This is a genomic window from Burkholderia sp. BCC0397 (genome assembly GCF_902832865.1).
Classification (GTDB): domain Bacteria; phylum Pseudomonadota; class Gammaproteobacteria; order Burkholderiales; family Burkholderiaceae; genus Burkholderia.
This window is the reverse complement of sequence record NZ_CADFDL010000017.1, coordinates 81584-104053: the sequence shown is the minus strand read 5'-3', so window position 1 is coordinate 104053 and position 22470 is coordinate 81584. Positions and strand designations below refer to the sequence as shown.

20 protein-coding genes and 1 pseudogene are annotated in these 22470 nt (G+C 68.8%); 13 read left to right on the top strand and 8 right to left on the bottom strand.

Annotation, left to right across the window (positions count from 1 at the left end; all coding sequences use genetic code 11):
- Positions 1 to 255: 255 nt before the first annotated feature.
- Positions 256 to 1677 carry a cytosine permease gene (locus HWX03_RS32880; RefSeq protein ID WP_175874131.1) on the top strand — a complete coding sequence of 474 codons (1422 nt, stop codon included), beginning with the start codon at positions 256 to 258 and terminating at the stop codon, positions 1675 to 1677.
- Positions 1678 to 1811: 134 nt separating this feature from the next.
- On the opposite strand, the gene HWX03_RS32875 is transcribed toward HWX03_RS32880, so the two are convergent.
- The 5 genes from HWX03_RS32875 to HWX03_RS32855 all read right to left on the bottom strand — a co-directional run bounded on the left by HWX03_RS32875 (position 1812) and on the right by HWX03_RS32855 (position 9934).
- The gene (locus tag HWX03_RS32875; protein ID WP_175874130.1) at positions 1812 to 4091 is read right to left on the bottom strand and encodes an FdhF/YdeP family oxidoreductase; all 2280 of its coding nucleotides are present in this window, start codon (positions 4089 to 4091) and stop codon (positions 1812 to 1814) included.
- 123 nt (positions 4092 to 4214) lie between these two features.
- On the bottom strand, positions 4215 to 7067 hold the full coding sequence (locus HWX03_RS32870) for an AAA family ATPase (RefSeq protein ID WP_175874129.1): 2853 nt from the start codon (positions 7065 to 7067) through the stop codon (positions 4215 to 4217).
- 617 nt (positions 7068 to 7684) lie between these two features.
- Positions 7685 to 7954, bottom strand: coding sequence for a hypothetical protein (locus HWX03_RS32865; RefSeq protein WP_174432921.1), 270 nt, complete (start codon positions 7952 to 7954; stop codon positions 7685 to 7687).
- Between the two features lie 92 nt (positions 7955 to 8046).
- The gene (locus tag HWX03_RS32860) at positions 8047 to 8862 is read right to left on the bottom strand and encodes a family 1 encapsulin nanocompartment shell protein (protein WP_175874128.1); all 816 of its coding nucleotides are present in this window, start codon (positions 8860 to 8862) and stop codon (positions 8047 to 8049) included.
- Complete coding sequence (locus HWX03_RS32855; protein ID WP_175874178.1) at positions 8855 to 9934, bottom strand: Dyp-type peroxidase; 1080 nt, start codon at positions 9932 to 9934, stop codon at positions 8855 to 8857. The genes HWX03_RS32860 and HWX03_RS32855 overlap by 8 nt, the downstream gene beginning before the upstream one ends.
- 413 nt (positions 9935 to 10347) lie before the next feature.
- On the opposite strand from HWX03_RS32855, the gene HWX03_RS32850 reads away from it, so the two are divergent.
- The 5 genes from HWX03_RS32850 (at position 10348) to HWX03_RS32830 (ending at position 13796) form a co-directional block, all read left to right on the top strand.
- Positions 10348 to 10725, top strand: coding sequence for a LysR family transcriptional regulator (locus HWX03_RS32850; protein ID WP_175874177.1), 378 nt, complete (start codon positions 10348 to 10350; stop codon positions 10723 to 10725).
- Between the two features lie 10 nt (positions 10726 to 10735).
- Positions 10736 to 11188, top strand: coding sequence for a phosphate-starvation-inducible PsiE family protein (locus HWX03_RS32845; protein ID WP_175874127.1), 453 nt, complete (start codon positions 10736 to 10738; stop codon positions 11186 to 11188).
- A gap of 84 nt (positions 11189 to 11272) precedes the next feature.
- Positions 11273 to 11728 carry a DUF1269 domain-containing protein gene (locus tag HWX03_RS32840; RefSeq protein WP_174389202.1) on the top strand — a complete coding sequence of 152 codons (456 nt, stop codon included), beginning with the start codon at positions 11273 to 11275 and terminating at the stop codon, positions 11726 to 11728.
- Positions 11729 to 11761: 33 nt separating this feature from the next.
- On the top strand, positions 11762 to 12010 hold the full coding sequence (locus tag HWX03_RS32835) for a hypothetical protein (RefSeq protein ID WP_175821428.1): 249 nt from the start codon (positions 11762 to 11764) through the stop codon (positions 12008 to 12010).
- 361 nt (positions 12011 to 12371) lie between these two features.
- Complete coding sequence (locus tag HWX03_RS32830; RefSeq protein ID WP_175874126.1) at positions 12372 to 13796, top strand: PLP-dependent aminotransferase family protein; 1425 nt, start codon at positions 12372 to 12374, stop codon at positions 13794 to 13796.
- Between the two features lie 27 nt (positions 13797 to 13823).
- Here the strand turns inward: HWX03_RS32830 and HWX03_RS32825 are convergent, their stop codons facing one another.
- Positions 13824 to 14984, bottom strand: coding sequence for an NAD-dependent formate dehydrogenase (locus HWX03_RS32825; protein ID WP_175874125.1), 1161 nt, complete (start codon positions 14982 to 14984; stop codon positions 13824 to 13826).
- A gap of 233 nt (positions 14985 to 15217) precedes the next feature.
- Here HWX03_RS32825 and HWX03_RS32820 point away from each other — a divergent pair, with 233 nt between their 5' ends.
- Positions 15218 to 16747, top strand: coding sequence for an FAD-dependent oxidoreductase (locus HWX03_RS32820; protein ID WP_175874124.1), 1530 nt, complete (start codon positions 15218 to 15220; stop codon positions 16745 to 16747).
- 42 nt (positions 16748 to 16789) lie between these two features.
- Entirely contained in the window at positions 16790 to 17167 is a 378-nt protein-coding gene (locus tag HWX03_RS32815; protein ID WP_175874123.1) for a DUF5594 family protein, read from the top strand.
- Between the two features lie 49 nt (positions 17168 to 17216).
- On the opposite strand, the gene HWX03_RS32810 is transcribed toward HWX03_RS32815, so the two are convergent.
- Positions 17217 to 17435, bottom strand: coding sequence for a DUF6566 family protein (locus HWX03_RS32810; protein WP_071336166.1), 219 nt, complete (start codon positions 17433 to 17435; stop codon positions 17217 to 17219).
- Positions 17436 to 17557: 122 nt separating this feature from the next.
- On the opposite strand from HWX03_RS32810, the gene HWX03_RS32805 reads away from it, so the two are divergent.
- The 3 genes and pseudogenes from HWX03_RS32805 to HWX03_RS32795 form a co-directional block, all read left to right on the top strand.
- On the top strand, positions 17558 to 18196 hold the full coding sequence (locus tag HWX03_RS32805) for an NAAT family transporter (protein WP_175874122.1): 639 nt from the start codon (positions 17558 to 17560) through the stop codon (positions 18194 to 18196).
- Positions 18197 to 18226: 30 nt separating this feature from the next.
- Positions 18227 to 18697, top strand: a complete 471-nt coding sequence (locus HWX03_RS32800) for a hypothetical protein (protein WP_175874121.1) — start codon at positions 18227 to 18229, stop codon at positions 18695 to 18697.
- 145 nt (positions 18698 to 18842) lie between these two features.
- Positions 18843 to 19139 (top strand): annotated as a pseudogene (locus HWX03_RS32795) (alcohol dehydrogenase catalytic domain-containing protein); the annotation flags it as partial.
- A gap of 19 nt (positions 19140 to 19158) precedes the next feature.
- Here HWX03_RS32795 and HWX03_RS32790 read toward each other — a convergent pair.
- A complete protein-coding gene (locus tag HWX03_RS32790; protein ID WP_175874120.1) occupies positions 19159 to 20751 on the bottom strand; it encodes an ATP-binding protein in 1593 nt (530 codons plus the stop codon).
- A 293-nt stretch (positions 20752 to 21044) separates the two neighbouring features.
- Here HWX03_RS32790 and HWX03_RS32785 point away from each other — a divergent pair, with 293 nt between their 5' ends.
- Both HWX03_RS32785 and HWX03_RS32780 read left to right on the top strand, forming a co-directional pair.
- A complete protein-coding gene (locus HWX03_RS32785; RefSeq protein ID WP_175874119.1) occupies positions 21045 to 21416 on the top strand; it encodes a chemotaxis protein in 372 nt (123 codons plus the stop codon).
- Between the two features lie 186 nt (positions 21417 to 21602).
- Complete coding sequence (locus HWX03_RS32780) at positions 21603 to 22466, top strand: BON domain-containing protein (protein ID WP_175874118.1); 864 nt, start codon at positions 21603 to 21605, stop codon at positions 22464 to 22466.
- Positions 22467 to 22470 lie beyond the last annotated feature (4 nt).

The window sequence follows — 22470 nt, the reverse complement described above, 5'->3', positions numbered from 1 at the left end:
TTTTAGTATTTTCCGGTCCCGATGCGCGTGGCGCACCATCGTTTCCAACCTGGATCGCGACGAGGCCGTGTGCGCGCCTGCGGGACATGTCATCCGTCCCCGCTTGCGGCGCACGCGCCGCTTCGTTCGGCACCGCCGCGCGTGCACGCGGCGCGGCGTCGCTCGCGTATCCGGACCGATTGCCGACGCGCACCCCGACGCGCGCCGGCGCGAAACGGCACGCGCGCATCGCCGCGCAGGACTGGAGACATCACCATGACGAACGCGGAACGCAATGCGTCCCCGATGATAGAGAAGCACACGATCGGCTATGTGCCGCCCGCGGAACGCCACGGCAAGGTGCGCGACCTGTTCACGCTCTGGTTCGGCGGCAACATCGCGCCGTTGCCGATCGTGACCGGCGCGCTCGGCGTGCAGATGTTCCACCTGAACCTGATATGGGGCATCGTCGCGATCGTCGTCGGCCAGGCGGTCGGCGGCGTGCTGATGGCGCTGCACTCGGCGCAGGGGCCGCAGATGGGCATCCCGCAGATGATCCAGAGCCGTGCGCAGTTCGGCTCGTGGGGCGCGCTGCTCGTCACGGTGATCGCGGCCGTGATGTACGTCGGCTTCTTCGCATCGAACATCGTGCTCGCGGGCAAGTCGGTGCACGGCATCGCGTCGTCGGTGCCGGTGCCCGTCGGCATCGTGATCGGCGCGGTGGGCTCCGGGCTGATCGGGATCGTCGGCTACCGGTTCATCCACATCCTGAACCGCATCGGCACGTGGGTGCTCGGCATCGGCATCGCCGTCGGCTTCTGGATGATCCTGTCGCACGTGAGCACCGCCGATTTCCTGACGCGCGGCGGCTTCGACTTCGCGGGCTGGCTCGCGACGGTGTCGCTGTCGGCGCTGTGGCAGATCGCGTTCGCGCCGTACGTGTCGGACTATTCGCGCTATCTGCCGGAAAACGTCGGCGTCGCGTCGACGTTCTGGGCGACCTATCTCGGCTGCACGCTCGGCTCGACGCTCGCGTTCATCTTCGGCGCTGTCGCGGTGCTCGCGGTGCCGGCCGGCGCGGACACGATGGACGCGGTGAAGCAGGCGACCGGCCCGCTCGGCCCGCTGATGCTCGTGCTGTTCCTGCTGAGCGTGATCAGCCACAACGCGCTGAACCTGTACGGCGCGGTGCTCGCGGTGATCACGTCGGTGCAGACGTTCGCATACAAGTGGATTCCGACCGCGAAGGCGCGCGCGGTGGTGTCGGTGGTTATCTTCGTCGCATGCTGCTACGCGGCGATCGGCGCGTCGACGAACTTCGTCGGCAATCTCGTCGATCTGGTGCTCGCGCTGCTGGTCGTGCTGGTGCCGTGGACGGCGATCAACCTGATCGACTTCTACGTGATCCACAAGGGCAAGTACGACATCCAGTCGATCTTCATGGCGGACGGCGGGATCTACGGCCGCTTCAATCCGCAGGCGCTGCTCGCGTATGCGATCGGGATTCTCGTACAGATTCCGTTCATGAACACGCCGATGTACGCGGGCCCGATTCCCGCGCATCTGGGCGGCGCGGACCTGTCGTGGCTCGTGGGCTTGCTGCTGACGTCGCCGCTGTACTACTGGCTGGCGACGCGCGACAGCGCGTATCGGCGCCGGCAGACGGGCGCGACGATGCCGCCGACGGCGGCGCGGTAAGTGCCGCGTCGTTCGGCGCGATCAAATGAAAAGGCCGCCGCATCGGTTGCGATGCGGCGGCCGCGAGCGGGAAGCGCAGGGCAGCAGGCGGGCTGAAGGGCGCGGCCTGTGCCGCGACCCTGCCCGCCTGCGGATCAGACGACCGCCGAGCGCGCGACGCGCACCGGCACCGACTTGTACGACGGCGTGCCGCTTTCCTTGTCGATGTAGTCGAGCGGCACGAGCACGTTCGCTTCCGGGTAGTACGCGCCGACCGAGCCCGGCGCGATGTCGTACTCGATCGCGGTGATTTTCTCGAGGCGCAGCGTACGGCCCGACGCGGTGACCGTCTCGATGTCGACGAGGTCGCCGTGCTCGAGCCCGTACTTCTCGAGATCCGCCGTGTTCATGAACAGCACGTCACGCCGGCCGAACACGCCGCGATAGCGATCGTCGAGGCCGTAGATCGTCGTGTTGTACTGGTCGTGGCTGCGCAGCGTGATCAGCCGCAGCACCTGTTCGGCGCCGAGCACGTCCGCGTCCTCCTTCACGCCCTTGTAGACCGAGAACATCGCCTTGCCGGTCGGCGTCGGCCACACGCGCTCGGTGGGCGGCAGCGGCAGGCGGAAGCCGCCCGGCGTGCGGATCCGCTCGTTGAACGCCTCGAAGCCGGATACCGTCTTGTCGATCAGGTCGCGGATGCGGTCGTAGTCGGCGATCAGGTCGAGCCACGCGACCTTGCTGTTCGGCAGCGTCGCGTGCGCGATGCCGGCGACGATCGCGGGCTCCGAGCGCAACTGGTCCGACGCGGGCTTGAGCTTGCCGGCCGACGCATGGACCATCGACATCGAATCCTCGACGGTGATCGACTGCCGGCCGGTGGCCTGCATGTCGAGCTCGGTGCGGCCGAGCACCGGCAGGATGAAGGTTTCCTTGCCGACCAGCAGGTGCGAACGGTTCAGCTTCGTGCCGAGATGCACGCTCAGGTCGAGCTTCGCCATCGCGGGGAACGACAGCTCGGGATCGGGCAGCGCGACCGCGAAGTTGCCGCCGAGGCACAGCAGCGCCTTCGCGGTGCCGTCGATCATCGCCTGCATGGCCTGCACCGCGTCGTGTCCGTGCTGCGCGGGCGGCGTGAAGCCGCACACGTCCTCGATCTTCTTCAGGAATTCGGCCGACGGCTTCTCGGTGATGCCGACCGTGCGGTTGCCCTGCACGTTCGAATGGCCGCGCAGCGGGCACACGCCGGCGCCGGGCTTGCCGATGTTGCCGCGCATCAGCAGCAGGTCGGCGATCAGGCGCACGGTGGCCGTGCCCTTGTTGTGCTGCGTGACGCCCATCCCGTACGTGATGATCGTCGCGTTCGACTTCGCGTACGCGAGCGCGACCTGTTCCAGCTGTTCCTGGCTGAGGCCGCTCGCGCGTTCGATGTCGTCCCACGACGTGGCTTCGAGGTCGGCCGAGAATGCATCGAAGCCGTTGGTGTGCTGCGCGATGAAGTCGCGGTCGAGCACGTTGCCTTGCTCGGCCTCGAGCTTCAGCAGCGCCTTCATGATGCCCTTCAGCGCGGCCGCGTCGCCGCCCGCGTCGACCTGGTAGTACGTCGACGCGATGCGCGTCGAGCCGAACGACGCCATCTCGATCATGTCCTGCGGATCGGCGAAGCGTTCGAGCGCGCGCTCGCGCAGCGGGTTGAACACGATGATCGGCACGTTGCGGCGCGCGCACTCGTGCAGCGTGCCCATCATCCGCGGATGGTTCGTGCCGGGGTTGTGGCCGATCGAGATGATCAGCTCGCAGTGGTCGAAATCCTCCAGCGACACGGTGCCCTTGCCGATGCCGATCGACTGCGGCAGGCCGACGCTGGTCGGCTCGTGGCACATGTTCGAGCAGTCGGGGAAGTTGTTGGTGCCGAGCTCGCGCGCGAACAGCTGGTACAGGTACGCGGCTTCGTTCGACGCACGGCCCGACGTGTAGAACTCGACCTGCTCGGGCGGCAGCGCGCGCAGCACTTCGCCGATGCGCGCGAATGCGTCGTCCCATTCGATCGCGCGGAACGTGTCGGTCGCGCGGTCGTAGACGAGCGGATGGGTGAGCCGGCCCATGTCCTCCAGTTCGTAGTCCGACATGCGCAGCAGCGACGACACGGTGTTCGCCGCGAAGAACTCGGGCGGCACGCGCTTGGTCGTCGCTTCCCACGTGACGGCCTTCGCGCCGTTCTCGCAGAACTGGAACGTCGACTTGTGTTCCTTGTCGGGCCACGCGCAGCCGGGGCAGTCGAAGCCGTCGGGCTGGTTGGTCCGCATCAGCACGATCGGCGCCTCGATGGTTTCCATCTGCGTACGCACCGCATCGGCTGTCGCGCGAAGCGCGCCCCAACCGCCGGCGGGCCCATCGTATTTCCTGATGCCTGGCACTTCGCGTCGATTTGTCATGTGAATCTCCAATAGCCGGGCCCGGTGCGGGTGGCTCGATTGCGCCGTGTCGCGGCGTGGGGCGGCTCCGTCCGGCGGACGGAGTCGGTCATGCGTGCCCCATGTTGCGGGGCATGCGTTTTTCTAGTGGGCGTCCTTCTTCGCGCCGGACGACTTCTTGCCCGACGGCTTCGCGGCAGGCGGCGGGGCGTCGGCGGGCGCGTCGTCCGGTTTCGCGTCGCCGGCTGCCTTGGCGGCCTTGCCGTTCGCTTTAGGCTTGCCGTCGGCGTCCTGCTTCGCGTCCGTCGTGTCTTTCGCTTCCTTCGCTTCAGGCGCGGCGAGCGTGTTGAACTTCACTTCGTCGCTGTCCTTGTCGTAGTCGACCTCGCACTTGTCGCCCGACTTCAGCCGGTCGGCGAGGATCTCCTTCGCGAGCTTGGTCTCGATGGTCTGCCGGATCTGGCGCTTCAGCTCGCGCGCGCCGAACTCCGGCTGGTAGCCGGCTTCGGTCAGGTGCGCGACGAGCGAGTCGCCCATCACGAGCGTGATGTCCTGCGCGGCGGCCGTGCGCACCACGCGGTCGAGCTGGATCTGCACGATCGCGCGGATGTCGTCCTTCGACAGCGCGTGGAACACGATCACCTCGTCGATCCGGTTCAGGAACTCGGGCCGGAAATGCCCCTTCAGCACCTGCATCAGTTCCTCGCGGATCGCCTTGTCGGTCTTGCGCGCGGCTTCCGGCTGCGTGAGGTTGTCCATGATGATCGCCGCGCCGAGGTTGCTGGTCGCGATGATGATCGTGTTGCTGAAATCGACCACGCGGCCCTTGCCGTCGGTCAGGCGGCCGTCGTCGAACACCTGCAGCAGCACGTTGTAGACGTCCGGATGCGCCTTCTCGATCTCGTCGAGCAGGATCACGCTGTACGGGCGGCGCCGCACGCGCTCGGTGAGCTGGCCGCCTTCGTCGTAGCCGACGTAGCCGGGCGGCGCGCCGATCAGCCGCGCGACCGCGTGGCGCTCCATGTATTCGGACATGTCGATGCGGATGATCGCCTGCTCGTCGCCGAACACGGTCTCGGCCAGCGCCTTCGCGAGCTCGGTCTTGCCGACGCCGGTCGGCCCGAGAAACAGGAACGTCGCGATCGGCCGGTGCGTCTGGCCGAGCCCCGCGCGCGACAGCCGCACGGCATCGCTGACGGCGACCACCGCGTCGCTCTGGCCGACCACGCGCTCGCGCAACTGCTCTTCCATCTTCAGCAGCTTCTGGCGTTCTTCCTGCGTGAGTTCGGACACGGGGATACCGGTCAGCCGCGACACGACCTCGGCCACCGATTCGACGGTCACTTCGAGCGTCTCCGAACCGGTCTTGCGCTGCCACGCCTCCATCATCTCGTCGACGGCCTTCTGCTGCGCGTTGATCTGCTCCTCGAACTGCTTCGCTTCGTCGAAGCGCTTGCGCGAGGTCGCATAGTCCTGCTCGCGCTTCAGTTGCGCGATCTGCGCTTCGCCTTCCTGAATGTCGATCGGGCGCGACGTCGCGCCGATCCGCACGCGCGCGGCGGCCTGGTCGATCAGGTCGATCGCCTTGTCGGGCAGGAAGCGCGACGTGATGTAGCGGTCGGCGAACTCGGCGGCCGCGACGAATGCGTCGTCGGCGAACGTCACCTGGTGGTGCGCCTCGAGGCTGTCGCGCAGCCCGCGCAGGATCACGATGGTCTGCTCGACGCTCGGCTCCGGCACGAACACGGGCTGGAAGCGGCGTTCGAGCGCGGCGTCCTTCTCGATGTACTTCTGGTACTCGTTGAGCGTCGTTGCGCCGATCAGGCTCAGCTCGCCGCGCGCGAGCGCGGGCTTCAGCACGTTCGCGATGTCGAGGCCGCCTTCGCCGCCGCCCTGGCCCGCGCCGACGATCGTGTGCAGCTCGTCGATGAACAGGATCAGCTCGTCCTGCTTCGCGGTCACTTCGTCGATCAGCTGCTTCGCGCGTTCCTCGAATTCGCCGCGATATTTCGCGCCGGCCACCATCGAGTTGATGTTGACTTCGACGAGCCGCTTGTTGCGCAGCACTTCGGGCACGTCGCCGTTGACGATCCGCTGCGCGAGGCCTTCGACGATCGCCGTCTTGCCGACGCCCGGCTCGCCGATCAGCACCGGGTTGTTCTTCTTGCGGCGCGCGAGCACCTCGATCGTGCTTTCGATTTCCTGCGCGCGGCCGAGCACCGGATCGAGCTTGCCCTGGCGCGCGATCGCAGTGAGGTCGCGGCCGAACTTGTCGAGGTTCGGCGTGCCGGTCGGCGCATCGACGCGGCCGTCCTCGGCGCCCTTGCCGACCACCTTCACGACCTTCTGGCGCAGCGCCTCGGGCGTCACGCCGTATTTCTTCAGCAGCGTGCCGGCGACGCTGTCCGGCACCGAGGCGAGCCCGATCAACAGGTGCTCGGGGCCGATGTACGAGTGGCCGAGATCGCGCGACGCCTGGAACGCGTACTGCACGGCCTTCTTCACGCGCGGCGAGATCGACAGCTTGTCGAGCGGCGCATCGGGGTCGGCCGTGCCGGTGTGCGCATGCGCGTCGATGTACGACTTGATGTCCTCCGGCGACAGCTTCAGTTCCTTCAGCAGCGCGGCGCAGACGTCGGTGTCCGCGAGCGCGTACAGCAGGTGTTCGGAATCGAGCTCGCTGCGGCGCAGCTCGTGCGCCTTCTCGGCCGCGCGCTGCAGCAGTTCGAGCGTCTGTTCGCTGAACGCGTCGGTCGGGTCGACCGATTCGCGCGGAATCTCGGCGGCGAGCGGCGATTCGTCGCCGAGCCCGCCGAACAGCGACGACGGTCCGCCACCGCCCAGCAGCGAATCGAACGGATTCAGCATGCTCTGATGCCGCATCAGTTGTCGGAAGTGGTAATCGCAGATCGAGATCGTCTTGCGCTCGCCGTCCTGCATCACGGTGGCGCGCGCGACGGCCGGCCGGGCGTGACAGATATCGCAAAGTGCGGGCATGGTGGTCTGGCTCCTGTCTGTGAAGGTGGGTCGAAGGGTGAAGCCCGATGCGGTGCGGCGCTCGCGCGTCCCGACCGCGCACGCACGACACTTCTCTGCGGCGGCGCGCGTGCCGCACCCGTGCGGTCGCGCAGCGCGCGCCGGCGTGGCGCACGGTCGCGGTCGGGGCGGGAAGCGCGAGTGCTGCGAGGAGCCCACGGCATCGCTTCGACTGCGTTCAAAATAGCGAATCGGCGCGGGCCATCCAAGACACAGTTCCATGCCGGACCGGCCGTGAATTGCACCCTCACATGGGCGCGCGATTCGGTGGCGAGGAGTACAGACGGGCGCGCGCACGGCGGCGCGGGCGTGCGCGGCGCGTGCGGCTTGCGGTGGAAGGGGGCGGGAACGGGTGCGGTGAAGGGCGGCGCGCGAACGGCGCGCGGTGCGACATCGGCGCGCAGGGCGCCGGCAGCGGGCAAACGGGGGGCGAGACGGAGCGCCGCGCGCGGCGCGGGCGCGAACCGGTGACGTCCGGCCACGCACGCACCGCAGCCGATGCGCGCCGAGGGGCCGGCGAAGGCGAGGGCGGGTTGCACGGGACGCGCCGGACATCGCACAACCGCGGTGAACCGCGATCAGTCCGACAGTGTCATCGCGAGCCGTTGCCGTGCGATCTGCTTCACGTCGGCCGACAGCGCCGCATTCGGCAGACCATTGGCCCAGACGGAGAACGAATCCTCGATCAGGTTGCGCGTGTCGGGCGGCAGCTCGGCCAGCATCAGCGACACGACGGTAAACAGCACGGCGGTGTCGCCGGCCTGGCTGCCCGCGTTTGCATCGACCGTCTGCTTCAGCGTAGCGACGGACGCCTGCAGCGCCTGTAATGCGTCATTCGATTCGCTCATGACATCTTCCATGCAAGATGGGCTGGATCGGCGACGAACCTGCGGCCGCCGCGCGCGACGCCCGGGCGGGCAGCGCGCGCCGGCAACCGTGCTCAGACGGCCGCGGTGCTCTGCGGCGCCACGGCCACCGATGCCTCGCTCGTCAGCATCAGGAACGTGAACGTTTCGCGCAGGTACAGGCGGACGCCCTTGTCGGTGTGGCTCGTGTAGCCGATCGACACGTCTTCCCCGAGGTGCAGCTCGTAATCGCCGCCGCGCGTGGACAGCACGCAGCCGCCGCTGATCGCCGGCGCCCAGATGATCTCGCCGCTGACGATGCGTTTGATATGGCCGAGGACCGGATAGCCCTGGTCGCGCGCTTCGCTGAGCGCGGTATAGGCGTCCGACCCGAGCACGACCGAGTACGGGCCGTCGACGCCGGCGAGGCGCAGCGCTTCCAGCGCGTCGCTGATCGCGTCCGGGTACGCGCCGACGTCCGCCGGCAGCGTGAGTCGGCGGTTCGAGGTGCCTTCGCGGATGCCGATGATGCCGGCCGCGTGGTAGCCGTCGAAAATCGCGTTGTCTTCGGCGAACGCGAGCCGCTGCGCGGCTTCCTTCGCCGGCTGCCAGTCGGCGTCGCGCGCGCCGCGCTCGACGCTGTCGATCGCGTCGCGGCTCAGCTCGAACGGCACCGTCAGCTCGACGATCGTGCGCACTTCGCGCAGCCGCGCGTTCACGAACTCGCGCGGCGCGTCGACGTCGAGCAGGTGCCCGGTGCCGACGGCCGACAGCTCGGGGCCCTCGGGGCCGTCGACGTCGACGACGCGGCGGCCGGCCACCGAGCGCTTGAAGGTGCGCGCCACTTCCTCCTCGAGTTGTTCCCAGGCGGCCGACGAGATCGGCGCGAGTTCGCGGTGCAGATTATTCATAGGTCGGGATTCCTTTCAGCGAGCCGATGTTCAGCGAGCCGTCGCGCTGCGGTGCAGAAGGCGCGGACGGCGTGGATTCCGGTCGGGCGGCGCCGGCGGCCGGCGCCGGGCGGTCGGCGAGCGCTTCGAGCAGGTCGGCCGACGGCACGAAGAACAGCGAGCCGGTGACCGCGCGGCTGTAGTCGAGCAGGCGGTCGTAGTTGCCGGGCGGGCGGCCGACGAACATGTTCTCGAGCATCTGCTCGATCGGCGCCGGCGAGCGCGCATAGCCGATGAAATAGGTGCCGAATTCGCTGGCGCCCGGGCGCCCGAATGGCATGTTGTCGCGCAGGATCTTCACTTCCTGGCCGCCCTCGTCGAGCGTGGTCAGCGAGCTGTGCGAGCACGACGGCTTCACGTCCGGCGCGAGCTCGATGTCGGCCAGCTTGGTGCGGCCGATGATGCGTTCCTGCGTCTCGACCGCGAGCGCGTTCCAGCCGGCCATGTCGTGCAGGTACTTCTGCACGAGCACGTAGCTGCCGCCCGCGAATTCGGCGTCTTCATCGCCGATCACCGTGAAGTCGACCGCTGCGCGGCCTTCCGGGTTCTCGGTGCCGTCGACGAAGCCGATCATCGCGCGCTGGTCGAAATTGCGGAAGCCGTGCACCTCGTCGACGACCGTGACCGCGTCGCCGAGCGCGCCGAGCAGTTGCGTCGCGAGTTCGAAGCACAGGTCCATCGCTTCGGCGCGGATGTGCAGCAGGATGTCGCCGGGCGTCGCGACCGCGACGCGCTGGCCGGCGCCGAATTCGCGGAACGGATGCAGCGACGCGGGGCGCGGCTCGCCGAACAGCGCATCCCATGCATCGGAGCCGAAGCCGCACACGCACGTGAGGTTGCCGCCCGGCACGCGCTTGCCGACCGAGCGCACGAGCGCGGCGATGTCGCCGCACCACGAACGGATCGTGTCGGCGTGATCGGCGCCGGGATTGATCGTCGCCACGAGAAAGATCGCGCTGCGCGTGATCGTGCTGTGAACGGCCTGGGAGAGCGGGGGAGGGGTAGTCTGCATCGCGGGCTGCCGGTCAATCAGGTCGGGACGGACGGGCCGCGGCAGCCGCGGCGCGCAAAGGCGAACGGTTGAACTGTGTCATGCGACTGTTCTCTGTGTGACATGCGGATGAAGGACGTTGCGCGGGCATCGCGCAACGGGCCGCAGCGGCGGCGGCCGGCCCCGGCGCGAAGGGGAGGCAGACCGTGGCGCCGCGCGTTCGCCCGGCGTGTGAACTGCCCGCACCGCGTAACGTCGTCGAGCATGCAATCTAGCAGCTTCGAAGGGTCTTTGGAACACGTATCCACGATCTGTCATTCGAATGGGTCAAACAGGGCCGGGTTTTGTGCGGCGCCGGCGCAGCTGTACTCCTGGCGCGCGCGGCGCTGTGCTCTTGAGCGTGCGTGTCGCGTGCAGTAGATTAGGTTCCGCTCCGCCCGACGACGGCCATCATGATGAACCTTTTGGAAGCGATGCGTATTTTCGGTGCAATCGTCGAGCATGGCGGGCTGTCCGGCGCGGCGTCCGATCTGAAGCTCGACGTCGCGCAGGTCGGCGCGCGGCTCGATGGCCTCGAACGCTATCTCGGCTGCCGGTTGTTGCTGGACCGCTCGGGCGACGAGGTCGTGTGCACCGATGCCGGCGTCGCGTTTTACGCGTGTTGCCGGCGGACGCTGTCCGCGGTCGCGCAGGCGACCGGCGCGAGCGGAGCCGGTGCGTGCGCAACGGTTTCCGGTCCGCCCGCCGCAGGCTTTCCTTTGCCCGGGACCATCCGCTGCAGCGACGCAGCATCGATCGCGGCACCTACGACACAGCACCGGTTAACGCCTTGAATATCACGCCTTGAATACATCCACTGCATCCGCCGATACGACCGCCGAGCGCATTCGTCGCCGCTTCGGCCATTTCCTTCAAGCGGCCGAACTGGCCGGGCTGGTCGTGATCGGTCTGGCGACCGCGTTCGCGATGACGCAGGAAGCGTGGAAGGTCGTGCTCGCGGGCGAAGTGTCGCTGACCGACCTGCTGCTGATGTTCCTGTATCTGGAAGTGCTCGCGATGAACCTGCGCTATCTGCGGCTCGGCCGGTTGCCGGTGCGGTTTCCGCTGTTCATCGCGATGACGTCGCTCGCGCGCGACCTGATCCTGCGCGGCGCGACCGACAGCCCCGAGCGGATGCTGATGACGACCTTCGGGATCGTGCTGCTCGCGGTCGGCGTGCTGATCCTGAGCTTCGGCCAGCATCGCTTTCCGGCGGATGTGGACGATGTCGAGGACGACGTGCATGCCCGCAAGTAACGCGCGGGCGGCATGCGAAGCGAACCCCGGCGCGCCGTGCGAGGTGCGGCGGCCCCACCCTCAACCCAACCCACGAGGTGTCGCATGACCAGGCAATTGATCGTCGCGGTGTTCGGCAGCGTCGACACGGCCCGCCAGGCCGCGAACGATTTCGACGCGCTGTCGGAGAAGAACGAAGGATTCCACATCGAGAATGGCGTCGTCGTCGAGAAGGACGCGAACGGCAAGCTCGCGGTGCTCGACGCCGAATCGCGGCCGTTCAAGGGCGGCGTGATCGGCGCGATCGCGGGCGGATTGCTCGGCCTGCTCGCCGGGCCGCTCGGCGTGGTGACCGGCATGGCGGCCGGCGCGGGCGCCGGCATTCTCGCGCAAGCGGCCGGCAACGCGCTGCTCGACGGCACGTTCGTCGAGACGGTCGCGGCGCGGCTCGTGCCCGGCAGCGTCGCGGTCATTCTCGAAGCGAAGGAGGACACGCCGTTCTCGGTCGACAACGTCGTGACGGGATTCGGCGGCAAGGTCTTTCGCCACGCGCTCGACTGAGCGCACCCTTTCGAACCGATTCGGGAGCATCGCATGCGCATCGATCAATCGTACCGCCGCTTCGACATCGCGGCGACGCTGTCGCCGTTGCCCGGCAACCGCGCGATCGCGGTCGTCGACGTGACGACCGACGATCCGGACCGCATCGCCGATCTCGGCACCGGCCAGTTCCTGCAGATCCGCAAGTGGATCGAGTCGAACGACGTCGCGCTGCTGACGGTGGTGTTCGACGAGTGCAAGGTCGCGATCGACCACTACGCGGACAACGTCGACGACGCTTGAGTGCGAGCGAGCCCGCGCATGGCCGGGCTTTGCTTCGCCGCCGACTTTCCTGCCCTCCGCGGTCCTTCATGACGTGCGCGCGGCGAGCGGCTGCCGCGCGGCCGCGTTCGCATCTGTTCACCACGCCGGCCGGATTTGACGTTTCCCCGCCAAACTGTCACTTACATTCGCCGAAATGACGCAGTAGGATGCCGAACCTTGTCTTGATGAGATTCGCATTGCTATCCGCCTTCAATTTCGGTAACGGACGAGGTTCGCAGCGGGACACCCGCACCCGGCGACGGCTATCCGGCTTCGTGCGTCGGCGCGGCCGTGCCGCCCATGCGCCGCAGGCCGGTTCATCGCTGGCGGGGCGAGGCGGATGAAGCTCTACGAGAAATTTGCAAACGACGTAGAGCGACTCATTCGGCAAGGGGTATATCGACACGGCGATCGTGTGCCGTCGGTGCGGCAGGCGAGCCAGCAGCACCGGATCAGCATCACGACCGTGCTGCATGCGTATCTGCTGCTGGAAAGCCGCGGGCTGCTCGAAAGCCGGCCGCAGTCGGGGTATTTCGTGAACCTGCGGCGCGACGACGGCCACGCGCCGGTGCGCGAGCTGCGGCCGTCGAAGCCGATCGCGATCTCGTCGTCGGTCGACGTGAGCCGGCTCGTGCTGTCGACATTGCGCTCGATCGGCACGGACGATGCGGTGCCGCTCGGCTCGCCGTATCCGGACCCGAGCCTGTTCCCGTTCGAGAAGCTGAACCGCTACGCGTACGCGGCCGGCCGTGACAAGTCGCTGTGGGGCGTGACCGACGGGCTGCCGCCGGGCCATCCGCGGCTGATCCGGCAGATCGCGCGCCGCTACCTGGAAAACGGGATGTCGGTGGACCCGAACGAGATCATCGTGACGGTCGGCGCGACGGAGGCGATCAACCTGTGCCTGCAGGCGGTGGCTAAACCGGGCGACACGATCGCGGTGGAATCGCCGACGTTCTACGCGATGCTGCACGCGATCGAGCGGATGGGGATGAAGGCGATCGAGGTCGCGACGCACCCGGAGTACGGGATCGACATCGCGGCGCTGGCCGCGATCGCGAAATCGCAGCCGATCGCTGCATGCATGGTGATGCCGAACTTCCAGAACCCGCTGGGCTTCCAGATGCCGGACGAGCGCAAGCGCGAACTGGTGGCGTTCGCAACGAAAGCGGACCTGCCGATCATCGAGAACGGCGTGTACAACGAACTGTATTTCGGCAACGCGCATCCGAGCATGCTGAAGTCGTTCGACCGCCATGGCATCGTGCTGCATTGCTCGTCGTTTTCGAAGAGCCTGACGGCCGCCTACCGGATCGGCTGGGCGCTGCCGGGCCGCTATCGCGAGCAGGTCGAGAAGCTGAAGTTTCTGAATACGCTCGCGACGCCGTCGCTGCCGCAGCTCGCGATCGCGGAGTTTCTCGAACGCGACGGCTACGAGCATCACCTGCGCCGGATTCGCAAGGCGTATGCGCAGCAGGCGAACCTGATGCGCGCGATGGTGTCGCGGTTCTTTCCGGAAGGCACGCGTATTTCGAGCCCGGCGGGCGGCTACGTGCTGTGGATCGAACTGCCGGTGCAGGTCGATGCGATGCGGCTGTACCAGCTCGCGCTGGAGCAGGGGATCACGATCGGCCCCGGCTACATGTTCTCGATCGCGGACAGCTACCGGAATTTCATCCGCCTGAACTACAGCAGCCCGTGGTCGCCGGAAATCGAGCGCGCGGTCGTCGCCGTCGGCAAGCTCGCCGCAGCCTGCGTCGGCTGAGTGCGCGGCCGCGCGCGGCGCGCGCCGTCATGTCAGCCGGTACGACTGCGCGCCGGTGCCCGCGAGCGTGCCGCCGTCGACGATCAGGTATTCGTTGCGGATCGGCTTGCCGTCGAACCAGCATTGCAGGATCTCCAACGTGCCGGCCGCATAGCGCGCCTGCGCGGACAGCGACGTGCCGGAGATGTGCGGCGTCATCCCGTTGAACGGCATCGTGCGCCACGGGTGATCGGCCGGCGCCGGCTGCGGAAACCACACGTCGCCGCCATAGCCGGCGAGATGGCCGGACGTGACGGCGTTCACGACCGCGTCGCGGTCGACCAGCTTCGCGCGTGCGGTATTGATCAGGTACGCGCCGCGCTTCATCCGCGCGATCATCGCCGCGTCGAACAGGTGCTCGGTCGACGGGTACAGCGGAATCTGCAGGTTGACGATATCGACGGCGCTCGCGAGCGACGCCGCATCGGCGTGATACGTGAGCGCGAGCGCCTGCTCGATCGACGCATCGAGCCGGTGGCGCTGCGTGTAGTGCAGATGCAGGCCGAACGGTTGCAGCCGGCGCAGCACGGAAAGACCGATGCGCCCCGCGCCGACCGTGCCGAAATGCATCCCTTCGACGTCGTAGCTGCGCGACACGCAGTCGGCGATGTTCCAGCCGCCCTGCTGCGCGATCGCATGCGACGGCAGGTAGTTGCGCACCAGCGCGAGCGTGGTCATCACCACGTGCTCGGCGACGCTGATGCTGTTCGAGCCGGTGACTTCGGCGACGGTGATGTGTGCGCGCGCGGCGGCGTCCAGATCGACGTGATCGGAGCCGATGCCGGCCGTCAGCGCGAGCTTGAGTTTCGGCGCGCGGGCGATCCGTTCGGCCGTCAGGTACGCGGGCCAGAACGGTTGCGAAATCACCACGTCCGCTTCGGGCAGCCGGCGCTCGAATTCGGAGTCGGGGCCGTCCTTGTCGCTCGTGACGATCAGCGTATGGCCGTGCGCTTCCATATAGCCGCGCAAGCCGAGCGCGCCGGACACCGAGCCGACGAGCTCGCCGGGCCGGAAGCCTGGCGGGCCGGCCGGCGTCGGCGCGGTTTGACCGTCCGCGTAGTGCGTGATGACCGGAATCGTGTCGCGCACGTAGCGCGGCGGATAGCCGTCGACGGGATCGGGGTAGAGCACGCACAGCACGGTGGCCATCGGGTTAGCGCTCCTTTGACAGGGGAAGGCGGCATGCGGCTTGCGCGGGTCGCGCGGCCCCCTCGCAGAGCGGCCGGCGTGTTGCGCCGCAACGTTGCTCACGTTCTACGCCGGTCACGGATCGCGTACAAGCTACAGTCGCTGTTTGCGTGCGCTGCGGCGCGTCTGTACCTGTTCTTTTCAGGACGGATGTCGATAATGGGATCGTTACCTGACTTTCCGGGAGCCACGTCATGACTGGAAGCGATGCTGCGTCCTCACCCGATCTCACGCAAGGGATCGCGCTCGACGATCTCGCCGACGGCGCGATGATCGAGGGCCATGTCGGCGACGCGTCGGTGCTGCTCGTGCGCCGCGGCGACGAACTGTTTGCGGTGGGCGCGCAATGCCCGCACTACGGCGGCCCGCTGGCCGAAGGCCTGCTGGTCGGCGACACGATTCGCTGCCCGTGGCATCACGCGGCGTTCTGCCTGCGCACCGGCGAGAGGGAGCGTGCGCCGGCGCTCGACGGGCTGCCATGCTGGCGCGTCGAGAGGCGCGACGGCCGCGCGGTCGTACTCGATGCACGGCCGGCCGCCGCGCCGCCGGCGCTGAAGGCGGCCGGGCTGCCCGCGTCGGTCGTGATCGTCGGCGGCGGCGCCGCTGCGATCGCGGCGGCCGTGACGCTGCGGCAGGAAGGCTATCCGCATGCGATCACGCTGCTGAGCGCCGATGCCGATCCGCCGTACGACCGGCCGAATCTGTCGAAGGATTACCTCGCGGGCACGGCGGAGGCCGACTGGTTGCCGCTGCGCGCGCCGTCGTTCTATGCCGAGCAGCGGATCGACGTGCGCTGCAACACGCGGGTCGCGCGCATCGATCCGGCGCAGCGGGCGGTCGAGCTGGCCGACGGCAGCCGTGTCGAATACGGCGCGCTACTGCTCGCCACCGGCGCCGAGCCGAACCGGCTGAACGTGCCCGGCGCCGATCTGCCGCACGTCTGTTTGCTGCGCTCGCGCGCCGATTGCGATGCGCTGATCGGCAAGCTGAAAACGGCGCGCCGCTGCGTGGTGGTCGGCGCGAGCTTCATCGGGCTCGAAGCGGCCGCCGCATTGCGCACGCGCGGGCTCGACGTGCACGTCGTCGCGCCCGATCCGCATCCGATGGGCCGCGTGCTCGGCGATGCGCTCGGCGACACGATCAAGGCGCTGCACGAAGCGCACGGCGTCGTGTTCCATCTCGGCGTGACGCCTGCGCAGATCGGACCGGACAGCGTGACGCTGTCGAGCGGCGACGTGCTGCCGGCCGACGTCGTGGTGGTCGGCATCGGCGTGCATCCGAACGTCGGGCTCGCGCAGGACGCGGGGCTCGCCGTCGAGCGCGGCGTGACGGTCGACCGCTTCCTGCAGACGAGTGCGCCCGGCATCTACGCGGCGGGCGATATCGCACGCTGGCCCGATCCGCTGACGGGCGAGCGGATTCGCGTCGAGCACTGGGTCGTCGCCGAGCGGCAGGGTAGCGTCGCGGCGCGCAACATGCTCGGCCAGCAGCGGCCGTTCGACGCGGTGCCGTTTTTCTGGAGTCAGCATTACGACCTGGCGATCCGCTATGTCGGCCATGCGGAGCAATGGGATCGCGTCGAGATCGACGGCGACCTCGGCGCGCACGATGGCTCGATCGCGTACTGGCGCGGCAACACGCGGCTCGCGGTCGCGACGATCGGCCGCGATCTCGACAGCCTGAAGGCAGAAGCGGCGCTCGAGCGGCAGATCGCGACCGCGTGACGGCGGCATGACGATACCAACCGAACTTTTAATGGAGGTGAGATGAACCCCGACGTCCGTGCCCGTTTCGAAACCGAATTCGCGCCGCGCATCGCGACGCGCCTGCGTGGCCTGTATCAGCCTGGCGAAGTGCAGGTCGACGTCGTGCCGCACGACGGGCAGGGCAGCCCGACCTGCGTCGACGTGATCGGCCTCACGTCGACGGTCGGCCTGCCGAACCGGCTGAACGCGCGGCTCGCGTGGCGCGACGACGCGATTGCCGGTCTGCTGGCCGAACCCGACCCCGGCCGCTTCGATCGCTATCTGGCAGCGCTGCCGGTCACGATCGAGCGCTGGCAGATGGAGTTGCCCGTTGATTTCAGCAGCCGGACGCAGCGCGACCGCGAGATCCTGATCGGCGACCTCGATTTCGATGCGTGACCGGCATCGTGCAATGCCGGCCGACGAGGCGCGGATGAACCGGGCGCCGTTACCGGTCGCGCGTCCGGATGATCACGCGCCCCTGGTCGATGCCGCCGCGCAGCGCTTCGTCGCACGTGAGCCATTCGGGCGTGACGAGTTCGGGTGCGGGCAGATCGACCGGCGCGCCGTCGCGGAAGATCCGCACCTGCGCGACCCACGCGCCATTCGCGTTGCGTGTCGCGTCGACGCGGATTTCGTGATCCATGAAAGTGTCGGTGGCTTGCATCGGTCGGGGCCCTCCGTCATGCGTGAACGCGGTGCGTCGATCCTATCAGCATGGCGTGCGCCGCGCAGCGAAAACGAACCGGCATCTGCGTTTCACTTGCCGCGCGAGACGGGAGCGACCCTGTGGCCTTCGACCTGACTTTTTCCATCAAGGTGTTCGCGGCGCTGTTCGCGATCATGAACCCGATCGCGAACATCCCGGTGTTCCTGTCGCTGACCGAAGGCGCGGCGGACGGCGTGCGCCGCAAGGTCGTGCTGACGGCCGCGATCGGCGTGACGGTCGGCTGCATCGTGTCGGCCGTCGCGGGCGGCGCGATCCTGCGCGTGTTCGGTTTGACGATCGACGATTTCCGCCTCGCGGGCGGGCTGCTGGTGCTGTTGATCGCGTTGTCGATGCTGCATGGTGCGCCGAGCCGCCAGCACTCGCCGGGCGACGACGAAGGCGCCGATCCGACGGCGGCCGAAAGCGTCGCGATCTACCCGCTGACGATCCCGTTGCTGGTCGGCCCCGGTACGATCGCGACGATGATCGTGCTCGGGCATAGCGCGGTCTCGACCGGGCAGGCACTCGCGTTCGCGCTCGGGCTTGGCGCGTTTCTCGTGCTGCTGGCCGTGTCGCTGCTGTCGGCGCCGCTGATCGGCCATTACCTGTCGCCGCGCGTGACGGCCGTCACGCAGCGACTGATGGGGATGATTCTCGCGGCGATCGCGATGCAGATGATCGTCGCGAGCCTGAAAGCCGCATTCGGGCTGCCGCACTGAGCGCGCCCGTTCGATTGCATGGAGTCGCTGATGAACACGCTGATCGTGTTGTCCTATCCCGATCTCGACGCGGCGCGTCGCGCGCTGGCCGAACTCGGCACGTTGCGCGACCGGCACGTCGTCGCGCTCGCGGGTGTCGTGATCGTCGAGTGCTCGACCGACGGACAGTTGCGCACGCATGCAGTCGATCCGGGCCGCGTATCGTCCGGATCGCTGCTCGACAGCGTGGTCGCACACATCGAATCGTCGCTCGACGCGTGGCGCGAGCGGCCGGTGGACGATGCGCTGATCGACCGCGTTGCCCGCAAGGCGCGCCCCGGCACGGTGTCGCTCGGGCTGGCCGCGACGCAGGTCGACATCTACGCGCTGAGCGCGGCGCTCGGGCCGCTGGGCGGCGACGTGACCGACACGACGCTGTCGATCGACGACGAACTGAAGCTCGTCGAGGCGATCTCGAAGGCGCGTGACGGTAGCGGCGACAGCGGCCCGCCGACGGACTGACGCGCCGGCACGAACCCTCTCCGGGAACTGAAGCTTTCCTGTCCGTGCATCGCGGCGCGCCGCGCGCGCTGCGCAGGCGCATGCCTTGCTCGATCGGCTCGACGGTGACATTCACCGTTGCCGCTTTCGACAAGGAGGGCCAGACATGAAAGCGGTCGTGTTTCACGACATCGGCGACATTCGCATCGACACGGTGCCCGATCCGGCAGTCTCCGCGACGACCGACGCGGTCGTGCGCCTGACCGCCAGCGCGATCTGCGGCACCGATCTGCACATGGTGCGCGGCACGCTCGGCGGCATGAAGCCGGGCACGATCCTCGGCCACGAAGGCATCGGCATAGTCGAGGCGGTCGGGCGCGACGTCCGCAACCTGCGGCGCGGCGATCGCGTGCTGATTCCGTCGACGATCGCGTGCGAGGCCTGCGCGGCGATGTGCCGCGCGATGGCCTGAGCGCGGGCGCTTACGGCGTATCCCGAACGTCGCGCGCGACGCGTTGCAGCAGCGCATCGAGCACGGCCATCTCGACGGGTTTCACGAGATGGCCGTCGAAGCCCGCGCGTTCGCTGCGCGCGAGATCCGACGCGCGTGCATGGCCGGACAGCGCGACGCAGGTCGTGTCGCGCAGCGCATCGACCGCGCGCAGTTCCTGCAGCAGCGTGAAGCCGTCGACATCCGGCATCGTCAGGTCGAGGAGCATCAGTTGCGGCGCGTAGTCGCGCGCGAGGGCCAGCGCGTCGGCCGCGCTGTACGCGACGCGCGGCGCATGGCCTTTCAGTTGCAGCAGCACCGCGAGCGTGTCGGCCGAGTCGCGGTTGTCGTCGACGACGACGATGCGCAGCGGCACGGCGGCCGGCTGAGCGGGCGCGGCCGGCGCGAGCGGTGCGGCGCGCTCGTCGCGTGTCGTTTGCACGATCGGCAGCCAGACCGTGAACGTCGCGCCGTGGCCGGGCCCGTCGCTTTGCGCGACGATCCGCCCGCCGTGCAGTTCGACGAAGGACCGGCAGATCGCGAGACCGAGCCCGAACCCGCCGGACGGGGAGCGGCCCGACGCCCCTTCCTGCTGGAACAGGTCGAAGATCGTTTCGAGGGAGCCGGGCGCGATGCCCACGCCATGATCGACGACGTGGATCGCCACCGACGATCCGTCGATACGCGCGCCGACGTCGATCCGGCCGCCGTGCGGCGAGAATTTCGACGCGTTGTCGAGCAGGTTGTGCAGCACCTGGACGAGCCGTGCGTCGTCGCCGTGCAGCACCACGGAATCGGCCGGCAGGTCGACGCGGATCCACTGCCCGCGCGCGGCCAGTTTCGGCTGGATGCTCTCGACGCCGCGGCACACGATGTCGCGCACGGTGATGGGGCGATCGTCGAGTTCGACCTTGCCGGCCGTGATGCGCCCGACGTCGAGCAGATCGTCGACGAGCCGAGTCAGTTGTCCGACCTGGCGGTGCACGGCGTCGCGGCATTGTGCGAGCGCGGGTGCCGGATCGGGCAGGCTCTGCAGCACGCCGACCGAATTGCGCAGCGGCGCGAGGTGATTGCGCAGCTCGTGCGCGAGCATCGCGATGAACACGCTGAGCCGGTGCGTCGACGCTTCGAGCTCCTCGAGCCGCTTGCGCTCGGTCATGTCGCGCGTGATCTTGATGAAGCCGCACAGCTGGTGCGTCGCGTCGTGCACCGGCGTGATCGTCACGCTCGCCCAGAACTGCGTGCCGTCCTTGCGCACGCGCCACCCTTCGTCCTGGAAGTGGCCATGCGCGGCGGCCAGCGCGAGCCCGTGCGCCGGCCGGCCGGCCGCGATCGCGTCGGACGGATAGAACAGCGAGAAATGGTGGCCGACGATCTCGGGGGCGCGGTAGCCCTTGATGCGCTGCGCGCCGGCGTTCCAGGTCGCGACGTTGCCGTGCGGGTCGAGCATGAACACCGCGTAGTCGGTGATCGACTCCACCACGGTCTGGAACCGGAATTCGGCGAAGCGATGCAGCAGGTCCCGCGAGCCGGGCGAGCCGGGCGGCGGGGGCGGCGGGTGAAGATCGGCGTCGTCGTTCGTCATCGGAGCGGCAGGTCGGAAATGCGGGCGGCCGAATGCCGCCCGGCCGCCGCCGGACACGCCGGCGGGCGGCTACACGAACCGGATTGGCACGTCCGAAAGAATAAAGGAACTCGATTCGGCTAATCAATGGGTACGCATCGGCCGTGCCGTCCGCCGCGCCGGCGAACCGGATTCGTGCCGGCGCGCCCGACGGCGGCCGGCGCGGCATGCCGATTGCACGACCTTGCAGCCCGCCTGCCGTGCCACGGCCGTCCGGCCGATCGCGCGGCGGCGAGGCAGGCAAGGAGATCCCCATGAACAGCACGCTGAACCCCGACAACGAACCGGCCGGCCCGGACGACGACAACGCCAGCCGCGGCCGCGACGGCCGTGCGCTCGGCCCGAGCGACTCGTCCGACAGCGGCAGCGACACGGCGGGCGCGCGGCGCTATCCGTTCGACATCGATTCGCCGCTGGACGAACACGCGCTCGAACGCGGCGACGCGTCGCTCGACAGCGATACCGACCGCGCGGGCACCGGCGAGCGCGCGTCGGCGGATGGCGACTCGACGTTCGAGGAAGGCGCGGACATCCAGCCGGACCGCACCGAGCGGCTGAGCGAACCCGGTCGCACGGATGGACCGGACGACGGGGATGACCGGGACGACCCCGGCAGCGCGCCGTGACGCCCGGCACGCAAAAACTGCAATTGCGTTGCAGATTGGGGCGCCTGGCGGCTTTCCGGCGCTGCGGCGCACAACGGTCGCGGCGCGGCAACGGCGCCGGCACGCGATTTGCATTCACCCGACCGACGCGCGCCGCGATGCGGCATGGGGCCGTGCGCGGCGCAGGCGCGATCAAGGAGAGACACGATGCAACGACGATATCCCGGACGGCACGGCGAGCGCGGCGGCCCGCCCGACTGGCAGGAGCGCAACGAACGCGCGTACCGGGGCGCCGGCGAGCGCGGCATCCCGGACGACCCGGCGCGGTGGCCGGACGAAGACGATGAATCGGCTTACCGCCGCTTCGCGAGCGAGGACGTGGGCCCGGAAGACTGGGGCAGCGAATGGACCGAGCGCGCCGCGCGCCCGGTCGACCAGCGGCGCGGCGGCGCCGACCCGGACTGGCCGGGCGGCGTGCGCCAGCCGGCGCGGGACCCCGAGCGCGGCTACGGCGGGCCGGGCCGCCGCGCGGAGGGCCGCGAAGGCCGGTACGGCGGCGAGCGACCGGAATTCCGCGGCCAGCACCGGATGGGCGGGTACGGCGGCGAGCGCGGCAACGACGACCCGCGCGGCGACCCACGCTACGGCGGCCGCGCCTCCGACCTGTCGCGCTGCGGCAGCGAAGCCGAACGCGACGCGCTGCGCCAGCGCCGCGGGCCGAAAGGCTATACGCGCTCGGACGAACGGATTCGCGAGGACGTATGCGAGCGGCTCACGCGTGCGCTCGAGATCGACGTGAGCGACGTCACCGTGCAGGTGAACGAGGGGCGCGTCGAGCTGGAGGGCACGGTGCCGGCACGCTGGATGAGGCACGACATCGAGGATCTGGCCGACGGCTGCATGGGCGTGCGCGACGTCGAGAATCGCGTGCGCGTGCGCCGCGACGGCGAACACGATACGGGCATGGTGCTGCATCCGGACCAGCGGACCATCACGCCGACCCAGCCTGCCGCGCGCGACCCCGAGCCCGGCACCGTCGTGCCCGGCCGCGAGCGTGAACCGCGCCACTGACGAG

Bases quoted from the DNA above. Each gene is read 5' to 3' on its own strand.
- HWX03_RS32880 (WP_175874131.1), top strand. From the start codon at position 256: ATGACGAACGCGGAACGCAATGCGTCCCCGATGATAGAGAAGCACACG.
- HWX03_RS32875 (WP_175874130.1), bottom strand. From the start codon at position 4,091: ATGACAAATCGACGCGAAGTGCCAGGCATCAGGAAATACGATGGGCCC.
- HWX03_RS32870 (WP_175874129.1), bottom strand. From the start codon at position 7,067: ATGCCCGCACTTTGCGATATCTGTCACGCCCGGCCGGCCGTCGCGCGC.
- HWX03_RS32865 (WP_174432921.1), bottom strand. From the start codon at position 7,954: ATGAGCGAATCGAATGACGCATTACAGGCGCTGCAGGCGTCCGTCGCT.
- HWX03_RS32860 (WP_175874128.1), bottom strand. From the start codon at position 8,862: ATGAATAATCTGCACCGCGAACTCGCGCCGATCTCGTCGGCCGCCTGG.
- HWX03_RS32850 (WP_175874177.1), top strand. From the start codon at position 10,348: ATGAACCTTTTGGAAGCGATGCGTATTTTCGGTGCAATCGTCGAGCAT.
- HWX03_RS32840 (WP_174389202.1), top strand. From the start codon at position 11,273: ATGACCAGGCAATTGATCGTCGCGGTGTTCGGCAGCGTCGACACGGCC.
- HWX03_RS32835 (WP_175821428.1), top strand. From the start codon at position 11,762: ATGCGCATCGATCAATCGTACCGCCGCTTCGACATCGCGGCGACGCTG.
- HWX03_RS32830 (WP_175874126.1), top strand. From the start codon at position 12,372: ATGAAGCTCTACGAGAAATTTGCAAACGACGTAGAGCGACTCATTCGG.
- HWX03_RS32825 (WP_175874125.1), bottom strand. From the start codon at position 14,984: ATGGCCACCGTGCTGTGCGTGCTCTACCCCGATCCCGTCGACGGCTAT.
- HWX03_RS32820 (WP_175874124.1), top strand. From the start codon at position 15,218: ATGACTGGAAGCGATGCTGCGTCCTCACCCGATCTCACGCAAGGGATC.
- HWX03_RS32815 (WP_175874123.1), top strand. From the start codon at position 16,790: ATGAACCCCGACGTCCGTGCCCGTTTCGAAACCGAATTCGCGCCGCGC.
- HWX03_RS32810 (WP_071336166.1), bottom strand. From the start codon at position 17,435: ATGCAAGCCACCGACACTTTCATGGATCACGAAATCCGCGTCGACGCG.
- HWX03_RS32800 (WP_175874121.1), top strand. From the start codon at position 18,227: ATGAACACGCTGATCGTGTTGTCCTATCCCGATCTCGACGCGGCGCGT.
- HWX03_RS32790 (WP_175874120.1), bottom strand. From the start codon at position 20,751: ATGACGAACGACGACGCCGATCTTCACCCGCCGCCCCCGCCGCCCGGC.
- HWX03_RS32785 (WP_175874119.1), top strand. From the start codon at position 21,045: ATGAACAGCACGCTGAACCCCGACAACGAACCGGCCGGCCCGGACGAC.
- HWX03_RS32780 (WP_175874118.1), top strand. From the start codon at position 21,603: ATGCAACGACGATATCCCGGACGGCACGGCGAGCGCGGCGGCCCGCCC.